The sequence below is a fragment of the Nitrosomonas sp. ANs5 genome, assembly GCF_050584665.1.
Classification (GTDB): domain Bacteria; phylum Pseudomonadota; class Gammaproteobacteria; order Burkholderiales; family Nitrosomonadaceae; genus Nitrosomonas.
The window spans coordinates 1-14896 of sequence record NZ_JBEUDO010000063.1; the positions used below are offsets into that span (position 1 = coordinate 1).

The window sequence follows — 14896 nt, forward strand, 5'->3', positions numbered from 1 at the left end:
ACTAGAGGGAAAAGAGGCGTAACGTAAGCTCCTGCCCAACCGAGAGCCGATCGCTCACGTCATTCCAGGATTTGAGTGACTGAATGTCGATGCCGTAACGCTTGGCGATATCATACAGCGTGTCGCCTTTTCTGACAGTGTAAACAAGCTGCTCGAATCGCGGTTTTTTCGTTTCGGTGGGGATGTTGTGTGCCAGATAGGTTCTTTCCCTGATGCTGCTGCCGTCGCGCGGCACCAGTAGGATTTGGCCTTTCTTCAGGGCGTCTCGTTCGGAGATGCCATTTATTTCTGCCAGTTTGGCTGCGGCAATGCGATAGCGGTTGGATAAATCTTGCACAGTTTCGGCTTGCTTGGCCCGATAAACGCGCCAGGATACGAGCACCTTGTCATAGTTCTCAAGATTGCTCACAAACGCCCTGACCTGGGTGACCGGCAGCAGCAGTGTGCGCGGCGCATCCTTCACCTGGATGACCGGACGATGGTGGGCTGGATTTAACGCGTTGAATTCGTTTTCGGAAATACCGGCGAGTCTGGCCACCAGTCTGACATCGATTTGCTGGGTCAGCTCGATTTGCTCGAAATAGGGCCGGTCGGGTATCGGTTTCAGCTTGACGCCGTAGCGTCCGGGATTTGCCACGATGTTTCTGATCGCAATCAGCTTGGCGACATGGTGCCTGGTTTCGGACGGCAGCCGGAGATCCTGAAATTTGACCGATTTTCTGCCGCCATGCTCTTCATCGATGACTTTTTTTAGGGACCCTTGTCCCCAGTTGTAGGCGGCCAGGGCCAATTTCCAGTTTCCAAACATGTTGTGGAGCTGTTGCAGGTAATCCAGTGCTGCCCGGGTTGCCGCCACCACATCGCGTCGCTCGTCATGCCACCAATTTTGCTCCAGTCCAAAAGCCTTGGCGGTGGATGGGATGAACTGCCACAAGCCGGCTGCATGTCTGTGGGAATAGGCATCCGGATCATAGGCGCTTTCCACAATTGGCAGGAGCGCGATTTCGGTCGGCATGTTGCGTCGCTCGACTTCTTCTATGATGTAATAGAGGTAACGTCGGCTGCGTTCAACGATGCGGTCTATGAATTGCTGGCGCTTGCTGAAATCCTTTTCATGGAAACGGACTTCCTGGCTCTGCATGCTGGCCAGAGCGAATCCAGCCCGTACGCGTGCCCAAAGATCGTTATGTTGCTGACGTGGTAGTGCAGAAATTTGTCTTGTTTCTAGAACGGCGATATTTTTTTTATTATTTTCTAAAGTTTTATCAGCTTCCGCCGTAGTAGAAAAAAAAGGTAATACCGCAGCGGCGATAAGGGCCAGTAAGGTATTATTTGTTTTTTTCATTCTAAATAATGAGCGGTTTACATGATCGCTTTTCCGGATAAATAAAAAAGTTAGCGCTTCCGAAAGGAAGCACTAAGCGCCTTGCTGATATTTTACACTATTTTGGGGCCAACTAAAGAATGATTGACGTACTAGGAGGCTGTCCGAGAATAGACTGATCTACTGCGGACGAGCCTGATTGGCCGGATTTTACGATCCTTTTCGTTAAATAGAGCGACTATTCGCCTCAAATGATCGAAAAATCCAACTCAACCAGCCTTGCCCTCGCTACAATCGCTATTCTTGGACAGCCTCCTAGTCCCAGCTCAATACGCCTCCAGTCTGATATTCGATGACGCGGGTCTCGAAAAAGTTTTTTTCCTTTTTCAGATCGACCATTTCAGACATCCATGGGAACGGATTGTTCGCTTTCGGGAAAATCGGATCGAGGCCGATCTGGTGGCAACGGCGGTTGCTGATAAAGCGTAGATATTCCTTGAACATGGGGGCATTTAGACCGAGAACGCCGCGTGGCATGGTGTCTTCCGCATAGCGGTATTCCAGTTCCACTGCCTTGTGCATCAGGGCGCTGATTTCTTCCCGGAACGCCCGCGTCCACAGTTGCGGGTTTTCGAGCTTGATTTGATTGATGACATCGATGCCGAAATTACAGTGCATGGATTCATCACGCAAAATATACTGATACTGCTCCGCAGCGCCCGTCATTTTGTTTTGCCGGCCGAGTGCCAGAATTTGCACGAAGCCGACGTAGAAAAACAGTCCTTCCATGATGCAGGCAAACACGATCAGGCTTTTCAGGAGTTGCTGATCGGCTTCCAGGGTGCCTGTTTCGAATGTCGGATCGGTCAGGGTGTCGATGAAGGGGATCAGGAATTCATCCTTGTCGCGAATGGATTCGATTTCATGGTAGGCGTTGAATATCTCTCCTTCATTCAGCCCGAGCGATTCAACGATATATTGGTAGGCGTGGGTGTGAATTGCCTCCTCGAAAGCCTGGCGCAACAGATATTGGCGGCATTCGGGATTGGTAATATGGCGATAAGTGCCAAGCACGATGTTGTTGGCGGCAAGCGAGTCGGCAGTCACGAAAAAACCGAGATTGCGCTTGACGACACGGCGCTCATCTTCTGTCAGGCCATTGGGGTCTTTCCAGAGCGCGATATCGCGGCTCATGTTGATTTCCTGCGGCATCCAGTGGTTGGCACAGGCGGCCAGGTATTTTTCCCATGCCCATTTGTATTTGAACGGCACCAATTGGTTGACGTCCGTCTTGCAGTTGATAATGCGCTTGTCCTCCACGGAGATGCGGCGATGATCGTCGGTTGTGGAGGTTGCACGGGCAGATGCCGGTGCTGTTTCTGCTTCGGTGGCGCCGACGGGTTTGTCCTCGCTTGCCAGAGCGTTTAACGCGTCTTGCGCAATAGGGTTTTCCGGTTGTCGTATTTCATCTTCAAATGTCAGCATCGTCTTGTTCCTTGGATTCAGATAATCAGGTAATCGGTTGATGAATGGTTACTGGCACGCTTCGCATTCCGGATCGTCGATGGCGCACTGCTTGCCCATGGCTTGTGTTTGCTCGGGGTCGCCCGCCGAATGAGCCGCCTGCCGAGCGGAGACCGCATTCAATGCACCGGTATGCACGGTCGATTTTTCGGCAGTGGTCGCGCCCAGAGAACGCAGGTAATAAGTGGTCTTGAGTCCACGTAACCAGGCCAGTTTATAAAGCTCGTCCATTTTCTTGCCGGAAGCACCCATCATGTAAAGATTCAGTGACTGTGCCTGGTCGATCCATTTTTGCCGTCTTGCAGCGGCCTCAACCAGCCATTTGGGATCGACCTCGAACGCGGTCGCGTACAGGCGGCGCAGAGATTCGGGAATCCGGTCAATTCTGCTGACTGTGCCATCATAATGCTTGAGATCGGCGATCATTACTTCATCCCACAGTGCTTGTTGCTTCAGATCATTTACCAGCCATTGATTGGCGATGGTGAATTCACCGGAGAGATTGGACTTGACGTACAGGTTCTGATAAGTCGGTTCAATGCTGGCCGAGACCCCGATGATGTTGGAAATGGTTGCAGTCGGTGCAATCGCCAGGCAATTGGAATTACGCATCCCATGCTGTTTGATCCGTGCGCGCAGCGACACCCAATCCTGCGTAGAAGATAGATCCACTTCCACGTGGCCGCCGCGTTCATCACGCAGCAGCTCCAGCGTATCCTGCGGCAAAATGCCGCGATCCCATAAGCTGCCGCGATAAGAGGCATAGGCACCGCGTTCTTCGGCCAGTTCGGTCGAAGCCCAATAGGCATGGAAGGCAACAGCTTCCATCGATTGATCGGCAAACTTGACCGCGTCCTCGGAAGCATAGGAAATTCCCAGCTTGTGCAGACAATCCTGAAAGCCCATGATGCCGAGCCCGACTGGCCGATGCCGCAGATTGGCGTTGCGTGCCTTGGCGACCGCGTAAAAGTTGATGTCGATGACATTGTCCAGCATGCGCATGGCAGTGCCGATGGTTTGTTTGAGTTTGACCTGGTCCAGCTTGCCGTCGATGATATGGGCCGGCAAGTTGATCGAGCCGAGATTGCAGACGGCAATCTCTTTTTCGTTGGTGTTGAGCGTAATCTCAGTGCACAGGTTGGAGCTGTGCACGACCCCGACATGGTTTTGTGGCGAGCGGATATTGCACGGATCCTTGAACGTGATCCAGGGGTGGCCAGTTTCAAACAGCATGGTCAGCATTTTGCGCCATATTTGCTGGGCGGGCATGCGTTTGTGCAAGGGCAGTTCGCCGCGTGCTGCCTTGGCCTCGTAGGCAAGATAGGCCGCTTCAAATGCCTTGCCATATTTTTCGTGCAAATCCGGTGCGTCGGCAGGTGAAAACAATGTCCATTCCTCGCCTGCCAGCATGCGTTGCATGAATAGATCCGGCACCCAGATGGCGGTATTCATGTCATGCGTGCGCCGCCGATCATCGCCGGTGTTTTTGCGTAATTCCAGAAACTCCTCGATATCGAGGTGCCAGGATTCCAGATAGGCACATACCGCACCTTTGCGTTTGCCGCCCTGATTGACCGCCACAGCGGTATCCGAGACGACCTTGAGGAAAGGTACCACGCCCTGTGATTTGCCGTTGGTACCCTTGATGCGTGAACCCATGGCGCGCACGGGTGTCCAGTCATTGCCCAACCCGCCTGCAAACTTGGACAGCAGCGCATTTTCTTTGATCGCTTCATAAATGCCATCCAGACTATCCGGTACCGTGGTCAGATAACATGAAGACAATTGTGAGCGCTTCGTGCCGGAATTGAACAGGGTCGGGGTGGAGCTCATGAAGTCGAATTTTGACAGCAGGTGATAGAACTCGATCGCGCGTGCCTCGCGATCGATCTCGTTCAGCGCCAGCCCCATGGCGACGCGCATGAAGAAGGCTTGCGGCAGCTCGATACGCCGCTCGGCAATATGCAGAAAATAACGATCATACAAAGTCTGCAGACCAAGATAGCCGAACTGCAGATCACGATCGGCCACCAGTACTTGTGCCAGCGATGCCAGGTCAAACTGGCCAAGCCGCTCGTCCAGCAATCCGGCCTCGATTCCGCGCTGAATAAACTCCGGAAAATACTCGGCATAGCGCGACTGCATCGCCTGATGGGCGACTTCTTCGCCCAGGACTTCATGGCGGATATTATCCAGCAGCAATCTTGCCGTGACGAAGCTGTAAGCGGGATCTTTTTCGATCAATGCGCGCGCGGACAGCACGGCAGATTTTCTGACCTCGTCGGCCGGTACGCCATCATACAAATCCTTCAGCATGGATTTGAGAATCAGGGACGCATTGACTGCGTCTTCCAGGCCCTGGCAGGCTGATTCGATCCGTGCCGACAACCTGGCCGGATCGAGCGGGACGCGCTGTCCGTTCTCAAGGATATGCAGGATAGGGGTCTGGCCTGCGGCAGTCTGTTTTTCCTGCTGTTTGGCCCGTTCGCGTGCGCGCGCCTCGCGATACAGCACATAAGCGCGCGCAACATCGTGATCGCCCGAGCGCATCAAGGCCAGTTCGACCTGATCCTGGATATCTTCAATATGAAATGTGCCGCCCTCGGGCCGGCGGCGAGTCAAGGCATGCACCACTTCCTCGGTCAGCCGCGCCACGACATCACGGACCCGTGACGACGCGGCGCTTTGTCCGCCTTCCACGGCGATGAATGCCTTAGTCATGGCGACTGAGATTTTGCCCGGCTCGAATGCCACGACTGCGCCGTTACGGCGAATCACTTTGTATTGAGAGTAATGTTGTGTGCCTGTCGGAGTCGCTGTGTTCTCCGGAAAATCCTTCCGGAGAACAGGGCTGAGGGGGGCGTTTTCTGTGGCAGGTTGCATGACTGATTTCTCCTGTTCGATCTGGTTCTGACGCAAGTGGTTGTTGCAAGGACAAAAAACGGCTTTTTGGACACAAACCACAATATATTGTGGTTTGTTTGTGAAAAAATAATACCTGTAGCGTATGATAAACAGAGAGCCTTGACAAGCTTTTTTGAATTTTTGTACGTTCAGCGGTCGTTTTTGTCCCAGTTTACGGCTATGGTTTTGAGGGGGGCTCCCCTATAATTCATAGCTTCATCATTCACTCCGGAAAAAGGTTAGTCATGCACCCCAGCCAATGGAAGCTGCTTGCCAGCAAGCGTTTTCTTCCCTTTTTTATGACCCAGTTTCTGGGTGCGTTCAATGACAATGTTTTCAAGAACGCGCTGGTCATCCTGATCACGTTTGCGGCCATGGATGATGCGGGCTTAAGCCCGCAGATCACGGTGACACTGGCGGCTGGGATTTTTATTCTGCCGTTTTTCCTGTTTTCCGCCACCGCCGGCCAGCTCGCTGACAAATGGGACAAGGCACGCCTGATCCGCTACATCAAGTTGGCCGAGATCGTGCTGATGGGGGGGGCTGCGATCGGCTTTTACCTGGGAAGTGTGCCATTCCTGCTCGGCGTCTTGTTTCTGATGGGGGCGCAATCGGCGTTTTTCGGGCCGCTCAAATACGCCATCCTGCCCGATCAGCTGCATGCGCATGAACTGATCGGTGGGAACGCGCTGGTTGGCGCGGGCACTTTCATCGCCATCCTGCTGGGCACGATTGCCGGCGGGCTGCTCATCGTGACCGAGCAAGGTGGCATGATTGTCTCTACCATGGTCATCGTGACCGCTCTGGCGGGCTGGTTGTGCAGTTTATTCATTCCCGCTACCCAGCCCGCCGAGCCTGGCATGATCGTCAGTTACGATGTGCTTAAAGAAACGCGGGCGATCATCGACCAGATCCGCCAGAACACCACGGTTTTTCGGGCGATTCTGGGCATATCCTGGTTCTGGCTGTTTGGTGCCACATTTCTGTCGCAATTTCCGACATTCGCCAAGGAAATCGTGGGCGGCAATGCGCAGGTTGTCACGTTGTTTTTGGCCACTTTCTCGATCGGTATCGGGATGGGCGCATTGCTGTGCGACAAGCTGCTCAAGGGCGAAGTCGCGGCCACCTATGTGCCGCTGGGTATCCTGGGGATGACGGTTTTCACGATTGATCTGTATTTTGCCAGTGGCAGCGTCATGTTCGTCTCGGGCCAGCGCCTGATCGGTGCCGCAGCTTTTCTGGAATCGTTGGCACACTGGCGAATATTGTTCGATCTACTTGCCATCTCGATCAGCGGCGGGTTGTATATCGTGCCATTGTACGCCATGGTACAGCGTCACGCCGAGGCGTCTCATCGTTCCCGGGCGGTTGCCGCGAACAACATCATGAACGCCTTGTTCATGGTGGTTTCCGCGCTCGCTATCAGCGTGCTACTCGCCCTGGACTTTACTGTTCCCGAAGTGTTTCTGGCGATCGCCTTGTTGAATGGCCTGGTTGCGGTTTATATCGCGAGCCTGTTGCCGTATGCGCTGGTGAAATCCATTCTGCAATGGGGATTGCATACCTTCTACCGCTTGGAAGTCAAGGGCGGGGCGCACTACCGCCAGGCCGGTGAAAATGTGCTTATCGTGGCCAACCATCTGTCGTTTCTGGATGCAGCCTTGTTGAGCGTGTGCCTGCCCGAGCGTCTATGCTTCGCCATCAACGCCGATATTGCCCGCCAATGGTGGGTTCGGCCATTTCTGTTCCTGACCGATACCGTCGCCATCGACCCGGGCAATCCGTTATCGACCCGTCTGCTGATCGAACGGGTCAAGAAAGGAGACAAGGTGGTGATCTTTCCCGAGGGCCGGCTGACCATGACCGGGTCGCTCATGAAAGTCTACGAAGGCCCGGCGTTGATCGCCGACAAATCGGGTGCGCAACTGTTGCCGATCAGCCTCTCGGGCCCGCAATACACCTTGTTCTCGCGATTGAAGGGCAAGGTGCGGATACGCTGGTTTCCCCGAATCACGGTAAATATCATGCCGCCGGAAACGCTTGTGCTACCGGACACGGTCCGTGGCAAGCGGCGGCGCCGCCTGGCCGGTCTCAAGCTGTATGACATCATGACCAACACCTTGTTTCAAAGCAACGATGTGCGGCAGACTTTGTTTCAGTCGCTGCTCGATGCCCGAGTTGTACATGGCCGGGATCATGTCATCGCCGAGGATGTGGAGCGTAAACCCCTGACCTATTTCCAGTTGATCGCCCGTAGTTTCATGCTGGGAGGTGTGTTGCGCAGATACACCCGGGGCCAGGCGAATACCGGAATCATGCTGCCCAACATGGTCGGCAGCTTGATCAGCTTCTTTGCCCTGCAGGCATACGGGCGCATACCGGCCATGCTCAATTTTTCCACCAGCCCCAAGCAGCTGGCGGTCGCCTGTCAGAGCGCACAAATTCAGACTGTTATCACTTCCCGCCGGTTCGTTGGGACCGCCAAGCTGGCACACCTGGTCGAGAGCCTGCAGGCGCAGGGTGTGAGACTGGTCTATCTGGAGGATGTCCGCGATCAGATCCATTGGTGGCATAAGCTGGTGGGGCTGCTGGCCGGGATTCTGCCGGGCCTCTGTTATCGCCTGACCGACGCCAGGCGCGACCCGGACGCGCCGGCGGTTGTGTTGTTTACTTCCGGTTCCGAAGGCGCGCCCAAGGGCGTGGTGCTGAGCCACACCAATCTGCAGGCAAACCGCTTCCAGGCTTCTTCCCGGATTGATTTCGGCCCGACCGATATTGTGTTCAATGCCTTGCCAATTTTCCATTCCTTCGGGCTGACAGGCGGTACGCTGCTGCCGGTGTTATCCGGCATCAGGACCTTTCTTTATCCCTCACCGCTGCATTATCGGGTCATTCCGGAACTGGTCTACGACACCAATGCTACCCTGTTGTTCGGTACCGATACTTTTCTCGCCGGTTATGCGCGTTATGCCCATGCCTATGATTTCTACAGCGTTCGCTATGTGTTTGCGGGTGCCGAAAAACTACGGGAGAGCACACGCCGGCTCTGGTCGGAGAGTTTCGGCGTGCGTATTTTTGAAGGCTATGGTGCCACCGAAACTTCGCCCATTCTTAGTCTGAATACCCCCATGCACAACCAGCCGGGCTCAGTCGGTCGTTTACTGCCCGGTATCCGGTACAGACTGGAAGCTGTGCCGGGGATCGAGTACGGCGGCAAATTGCTGGTTGCCGGCCCCAATATCATGCAAGGCTATTATCTGGCCGAGGCGCTTGGCGTGGTTGTGCCACCGGCTGATGGCTGGTATGACACCGGAGATATCGTTGAAATCAACGATGAAGGCTATCTTTTTATTCAGGGCCGGGTTAAACGGTTTGCTAAAATCGGTGGGGAGATGGTGTCGTTGGCGGCGGTGGAAGAAGCCATCGGCCGGCTATGGCCGGCGTATGCGCACGCAGCGATTCAGCTGCCCGATGATAAGAAAGGCGAGCAGATCCTACTGGTGACGACTCATCCTCAGGCAGACCGGGATGCGATCATCACTTTTTTCAAGCAAGAAGGCATGGAAGCGCTGGGCATTCCTAAAAATATTTTGCCTATCGACCAATTGCCAGTGCTTGGCACGGGTAAGACCGACTACGTCGCACTGCATGACTGGGTGCTGCAGCAGCATGCCTAAGCGTTGACAGGCGGATAAGTGGGGGAGGCGGCGTGTATCAGCGACAGTCGCCGCTCCTGCCCGGATTCGGCCTGAATTTTGACTGGGAGAGGGGGTATTGCCATGCACGATATTGCGCCGACTGATTCCGATACTGTACGCTTTCTGCAGGTTGTGCGAGCGGCCGGACTGAATGCCGAACATGGCCGGCTGGCGTGCCAGCTGCGTTCCGGGCTTTTGAATGAGCATGCCGAAGCGCTGGTGGATAATTGCCTGGCCGCATTGGCAGACGATCAGGATTTTTTGTCAATCGAGCAGGCGGATCGCGGGCATACTTTGCGGCAGGGCTGGATCGATTTGCTGCGAAGCTTCGGGCAGGATTTCGATTCGCCTGGCTATCTTGCCCGGCGGCTGACTTTTTTCGTTGCCTGTGCCCGCGCTGACATGCCGTTGAATCTGCTGCTGTTGCAGCATAGTTTGCTCCAGTGCAATGTGGTTGAATGCATCGCGGTCAGTGGCGGAATTACGTCAGATGTGCATAAATTGACTGATTGTGCACTGAGAATAGGCGCTCTAGATCTCTATCTGGTCGCGGAAGGCTATCGTCTGCCGGAAATCGATACCCTCCAGAAATCCTTGCAGGCACTGCGTGGAGAGGTTTCGCATCTGCGCCGGCGTGCATCAGTGGATCAGCTAACCGGTCTGGTGAGTTATAGCAAACTGGTGGAGATACTGGCGCAGCAGATCGACCGGGCCCAAGCGCGCAAGCAACCGCTGAGTATCATCATGGCCGACCTGGATTTTTTCAAAAGCATCAACGATACTCATGGTCACCTGGTGGGCGATTTAGTGCTGCGTCATACGGCAGAGCGTATCCAGGCCGCGGTACGCGATTTCGATATCGTCGGACGCTTTGGCGGAGAGGAGTTTACCGTGATTCTGAAAAATACGGATATCGAAATGGCAGGCATTATCGGCGAGCGCATCCGGGCGGAAATCGCGGTTGGCCCTATCCATGTCAAGGCGTTGAATATCAACATTACCATCAGCCTGGGCGTGGCAATGCTGAGACAGGGCGAAACAATGGAAGCCTTGCTGGAACGGGCTGATGCTGCCATGTATCAAGCCAAGCGGGCTGGCCGCAACCGCGTGGTGATCGCCACTTGATAGGGTAGAGAAAGCTGCAGGCAAGATGGCGTGGCACCGCTTTCAATCGAGTGTATGAAACGGTTGCCTTTCAGCCATGCGGTCTGCAAAAAAGTCTGCGCAAGCATGATAGACAAGCATCAATCGCTGGGAGACTGGAATGATAATAATTCCTGTTAATAGTATACTTTTAGGGTGTAAGCTTGTCTGTCAGCGATTTGGACGCGGGATTCTTGCTTAATGGCTGTGGTGTTAGGCATGTCTGAAAGATGTTTGCGGCAAAAGCCTGATCGACTGTTTCACGCCTGATGGCCTGTGTCAGCAGCAGCAGCCCTCGTGCGCAGGGTGGGTTGAGACACCATAAAGCTGACGCGGGCTTGCCCTGCACTTCATGCGTCCTGCTGAAAATTGTATAGAGGCATATATTCTTTTCATAACGATCCATGCGCTATTAAAGTAGCGTTCAACTAAGAATCCTAGGTTAAACACATGTTCCACTCTACTATTTTTGGCCGCTGGTGCGCGATTATTTTGTTTTTTGGCGCCTTGTCTGCGACGTCCAGCACCCGGGCTGAAGAAGTCATTGTCTACTCCGCGAGAATCGAGCAGCTCATCAAACCCTTGTTCGATGCTTTTACCCATGAGACGGGCATACGCGTCAAATTCACCACAGACAAGGAAGGTGCACTGCTGGCGCGCTTGCTCGCAGAAGGCAGGCGCACACCGGCGGATATACTGATTACCACGGATGCGGGCAATTTATGGGAGGCGGCTCGCAAGGGGTTGCTGCAGTCTGTAGACTCTACTGTGCTGGCGGCCAATATTCCGGAGCACTTGCGAGATCCGCAAGGACAATGGTTTGGCTTGACGGTGCGTGCCCGTACGATCGTTTATAACCCGCAGCGTGTCCAGCCTGATGAATTGTCAACCTATGAAGACCTGGCCGATCCGAAATGGAAGCGCCGGTTATGCCTGCGTACCTCCAAGAAGGTTTACAACCAATCGCTGGTGGCAATGATGATTGCCGAGCATGGGGAGGCCGAAACGGAGAAAATCGTCAAGGGGTGGGTGGCCAATCTGGCGACCGATCCCTTGACGGATGATACCCGCGCAATGGAGTTCGTGGCAGCCGGGCGATGCGATGTGACGCTGGTCAATACTTATTACTATGGCAAATTGATGCAGGACAAGCCTGATTTGCCGTTGGCGATTTTCTGGCCAAACCAGAATCATGGCGGTGTGCATATTAATATTTCCGGTGCCGGCGTGACGCGGCACAGCCGCAATCCGCGTGCGGCCATACAATTGCTGGAATACCTGTCTTCTGAAAAGGCCCAGTCTCTGTTTGCGGAGCTCAATATGGAGTTTCCGGCCAATCCTCAGGCTGAAGAGAGTGAAGTGACCCGTTATTGGGGCAGTTTCAAGGAAAATATGACCAATGTCGTCCGGGCTGGAGAGCTGCAGGCCAAGGCGGTTCGGCTGATGGATCGCGCGGGCTATCGTTAGGTCTTTTCATTTGGACAAGAACGCTTCCTCCGGTAGCCGGGCCGCCACCATACATTCATCATCCAGGAGAATTTCCCGGCATGCGGGCAGTGGCGCGCAGGCTATGTGGCGGGCAGTGCCTTTTCTGATCGCTGGCCTGGTGTTGATTCCGGTCTGTGTGGTCGTTTCATCGCTATTTTTGCCGGAAGACGAGATCTGGCAGCATCTGGTGGCCACCACGCTGCCACGGCTGTTGACGAATACATTATGGTTGTCACTGGGGGTCATGGCCGGGACATCGCTCCTGGGAGTGAGCTTGGCCTGGTTCACGGCTGTCTATGCCTTTCCAGGCTGCCGTTTTTTTTCCTGGGCATTGTTCTTGCCGCTTGCCATACCGGCTTATGTGACAGCCTTCGTGGCGCTCGGGATCTTCGACTATACGGGACCGCTTCAGACCAGCCTGCGCGCCTGGCTGGATTCCGATTTAAGCTGGTTCCCGGATATACGTGGCGGATCAGGGGTGGCGATTGTCATGACGCTGGCTTTTTATCCCTATGTCTATTTATTGGCGCGCAATGCTTTTTTGACGCAGGGAAAACGCTTGCTGGAGGTCGCGCAGTCCCTGGGGCTCAGCCGTCGCCAGGGATTTTTCAGGGTGGCGCTGCCGATGGCGCGTCCCTGGATCGTGGCTGGCGTGATGTTGGCCCTGATGGAAACACTGGCTGATTTCGGAACCGTCGCGATATTCAATTACGATACCTTTACCACCGCGATCTATAAAACCTGGTTCGGCATGTTTTCCTTGTCAGCGGCTTCGCAGCTGGCCTCCCTGCTCATTTTGATTGTGCTCGTCGTTATTTTGATCGAACAGCGTTTTCGTTCGCGTATGCGCTTTGCCGAGAGCAAGCGCAGCGGGCAAATCGAACGCATCCAGCTGGTGGGCTGGCGTGCTGCTGGGGTGACGATTCTGGCGAGCCTGGTGTTGTTATTCGCATTTGTCCTGCCGGTTGTCCAATTGAGCATTTGGACCCTGGATACCTTCCCACACCAGCTGGATCAACGTTATCTGGAGTTTGTTTGGCATTCCCTGTCGCTGTCGGCGCTTGCCGCCTTGCTGACATGCTTGGCTGCAATCATGCTGGCCTACGCCGCCCGTTTGCATACAGGGTTTTTCACTCGTTCGGCGGTCCGTCTGGCCACGATTGGCTACGCGTTGCCGGGCGCCGTGCTGGCAGTGGGTGTTTTTATTCCGCTGACATGGCTGGACAATTTCATCAGCGATGGCTTGTTCAGATTATTTGATATCGAGACCGGTTTTCTGATCCAGGGTACGCTTGCCGTGATGCTGGTTGCATATATGACGCGCTTTCTCGCGGTGAGTTATTTCCCTTTGGAAAGTGCGCTCCAGCGCGTGACGCGCAGTATCGATGAGGCTGCTATGGGGTTTGGTGTGACCGGTTGGACGATGCTGAAATCGGTGCATCTGCCGATGCTGAAGGGAGGCGTGTTCACCGCAGCGGTTCTGGTTTTTGTGGATGTCATGAAGGAGATGCCGATCACCTTGATGACCCGGCCTTTTGACTGGGATACATTGGCTGTGCGTATATTTTCATTGACTTCGGAAGGGGAATGGGAGCAGGCGGCCCTGCCTGCACTGACGCTGATTCTGGCCGGACTGGTGCCGATCATCTTGTTGATGCGCCAGACGGAAACATAGGATGGCCATGAACAAGCTACTGGAACTTGACCGAATCAGCTGTGCCTATGGCCAGCAGCTGATCGTGGATGAACTCTCGTTCACGCTGGAAAAAGGCGAGATCGGTTGCCTGCTGGGACCGAGCGGTTGCGGAAAAACTACCGCCCTGCGCTGCATCGCCGGGTTTGAGCCGGTTTCGTCTGGCCAGATCTGGTTAAACGGGGTGAGTGTCAGCCGGCCGGGTTTCGTGCTTTCGCCAGAGCAGCGGCGTGTGGGGATGGTGTTTCAGGAATACGCACTGTTTCCTCACTTGAATGTGGCCGCCAATGTCGGGTTTGGTTTGCATCGCAGCAATCAGGCGGAACGTGTGCAACGGGTGGCTGAATTATTGGAGATTACCGGTCTGGCGGAAGTGGCCAAGCGTTATCCGCATGAGCTGTCTGGTGGCCAGCAGCAGCGTGTGGCCTTAGCGCGCGCTTTGGCGCCCCGCCCCGATTTGATGCTGCTGGATGAACCCTTTTCCAATCTGGATGTGAGCCTGCGAGAGCGTCTGAGCCAGGAGGTGAGGGAGCTGCTCAAGCGGTTACACATCACGGCGATTCTGGTGACGCATGATCAGGCTGAGGCGTTCGCAGTTGCGGATAGAATAGGGGTGATGCTCGCTGGAAAGATGATGCAGTGGAGTAGTGCATATGATCTCTATCATCGCCCTGTCAACCGTTTCGTCGCAAGCTTCGTGGGGCAGGGGGTGCTGCTGCCGGGTATCATGTCATCGTCAGGCCAGGTAAAAACGGCGTTCGGTATGCTTGCCGATGGTCTTTATTATCCTGATTTGCCCGAGCATGGGCATTATCCGCCAGGCAGCGAAGTCGATGTGCTGATTCGCCCGGATGACGTTGTCTATGACGGCCAAAGTGCGCTCAATGCGGTTGTACGTAAAAAGGCATTTCGTGGTGCAGAAATTCTTTACACACTAGAGCTGGCTGGCGGGCCTGTCGTGTTGGCGCTGATCCCCAGTCGTCATGATCGGGCGATTGGGGAGAAAATGGGCATCCGGCTGGAGGCCAGTCATGTCGTTGTATTCGATCGGTCAGGCTAGTACTCCGTACCGTCAATTAGCTTACAAATGAAATCGATGGATTCGCCTGCCAGGCTAGGCGC

Annotated in this window: 9 protein-coding genes; 5 read left to right on the plus strand and 4 right to left on the minus strand. The window is 54.6% G+C overall.

Going from position 1 to position 14896, the window contains the following annotated elements:
- Position 1: 1 nt before the first annotated feature.
- The 3 genes from ABTW62_RS12070 to ABTW62_RS12080 form a co-directional block, all read right to left on the minus strand.
- Positions 2 to 1345 (minus strand): transglycosylase SLT domain-containing protein, encoded by a 1344-nt coding sequence (locus ABTW62_RS12070; RefSeq protein ID WP_430904831.1) that lies wholly within the window; start codon positions 1343 to 1345, stop codon positions 2 to 4.
- A gap of 294 nt (positions 1346 to 1639) precedes the next feature.
- Positions 1640 to 2809, minus strand: coding sequence for a ribonucleotide-diphosphate reductase subunit beta (locus tag ABTW62_RS12075; RefSeq protein WP_430904832.1), 1170 nt, complete (start codon positions 2807 to 2809; stop codon positions 1640 to 1642).
- 48 nt (positions 2810 to 2857) lie between these two features.
- The gene (locus ABTW62_RS12080; protein ID WP_430904833.1) at positions 2858 to 5731 is read right to left on the minus strand and encodes a ribonucleoside-diphosphate reductase subunit alpha; all 2874 of its coding nucleotides are present in this window, start codon (positions 5729 to 5731) and stop codon (positions 2858 to 2860) included.
- Between the two features lie 266 nt (positions 5732 to 5997).
- On the opposite strand from ABTW62_RS12080, the gene ABTW62_RS12085 reads away from it, so the two are divergent.
- Positions 5998 to 9429 (plus strand): acyl-[ACP]--phospholipid O-acyltransferase, encoded by a 3432-nt coding sequence (locus ABTW62_RS12085; RefSeq protein WP_430904834.1) that lies wholly within the window; start codon positions 5998 to 6000, stop codon positions 9427 to 9429.
- 102 nt (positions 9430 to 9531) lie between these two features.
- Positions 9532 to 10575: a GGDEF domain-containing protein gene (locus tag ABTW62_RS12090; RefSeq protein ID WP_430904835.1), complete on the plus strand. Its 1044-nt coding sequence runs from the start codon at positions 9532 to 9534 to the stop codon at positions 10573 to 10575.
- 169 nt (positions 10576 to 10744) lie between these two features.
- On the opposite strand, the gene ABTW62_RS12095 is transcribed toward ABTW62_RS12090, so the two are convergent.
- Positions 10745 to 10999, minus strand: coding sequence for a hypothetical protein (locus ABTW62_RS12095; RefSeq protein WP_430904836.1), 255 nt, complete (start codon positions 10997 to 10999; stop codon positions 10745 to 10747).
- Positions 11000 to 11043: 44 nt separating this feature from the next.
- Here ABTW62_RS12095 and ABTW62_RS12100 point away from each other — a divergent pair, with 44 nt between their 5' ends.
- From ABTW62_RS12100 to ABTW62_RS12110, 3 genes are all read left to right on the plus strand, one after another.
- On the plus strand, positions 11044 to 12060 hold the full coding sequence (locus ABTW62_RS12100) for a Fe(3+) ABC transporter substrate-binding protein (protein WP_430904837.1): 1017 nt from the start codon (positions 11044 to 11046) through the stop codon (positions 12058 to 12060).
- 103 nt (positions 12061 to 12163) lie between these two features.
- Entirely contained in the window at positions 12164 to 13756 is a 1593-nt protein-coding gene (locus tag ABTW62_RS12105; protein ID WP_430904839.1) for an ABC transporter permease, read from the plus strand.
- A 7-nt stretch (positions 13757 to 13763) separates the two neighbouring features.
- Positions 13764 to 14834, plus strand: coding sequence for an ABC transporter ATP-binding protein (locus ABTW62_RS12110; RefSeq protein WP_430904838.1), 1071 nt, complete (start codon positions 13764 to 13766; stop codon positions 14832 to 14834).
- Positions 14835 to 14896 lie beyond the last annotated feature (62 nt).

Coding starts and splice junctions, on each gene's coding strand:
- ABTW62_RS12070 (WP_430904831.1), bottom strand. CDS start 1,345: ATGAAAAAAACAAATAATACCTTACTGGCCCTTATCGCCGCTGCGGTA.
- ABTW62_RS12075 (WP_430904832.1), bottom strand. CDS start 2,809: ATGCTGACATTTGAAGATGAAATACGACAACCGGAAAACCCTATTGCG.
- ABTW62_RS12080 (WP_430904833.1), bottom strand. CDS start 5,731: ATGCAACCTGCCACAGAAAACGCCCCCCTCAGCCCTGTTCTCCGGAAG.
- ABTW62_RS12085 (WP_430904834.1), top strand. CDS start 5,998: ATGCACCCCAGCCAATGGAAGCTGCTTGCCAGCAAGCGTTTTCTTCCC.
- ABTW62_RS12090 (WP_430904835.1), top strand. CDS start 9,532: ATGCACGATATTGCGCCGACTGATTCCGATACTGTACGCTTTCTGCAG.
- ABTW62_RS12095 (WP_430904836.1), bottom strand. CDS start 10,999: ATGGATCGTTATGAAAAGAATATATGCCTCTATACAATTTTCAGCAGG.
- ABTW62_RS12100 (WP_430904837.1), top strand. CDS start 11,044: ATGTTCCACTCTACTATTTTTGGCCGCTGGTGCGCGATTATTTTGTTT.
- ABTW62_RS12105 (WP_430904839.1), top strand. CDS start 12,164: ATGTGGCGGGCAGTGCCTTTTCTGATCGCTGGCCTGGTGTTGATTCCG.
- ABTW62_RS12110 (WP_430904838.1), top strand. CDS start 13,764: ATGAACAAGCTACTGGAACTTGACCGAATCAGCTGTGCCTATGGCCAG.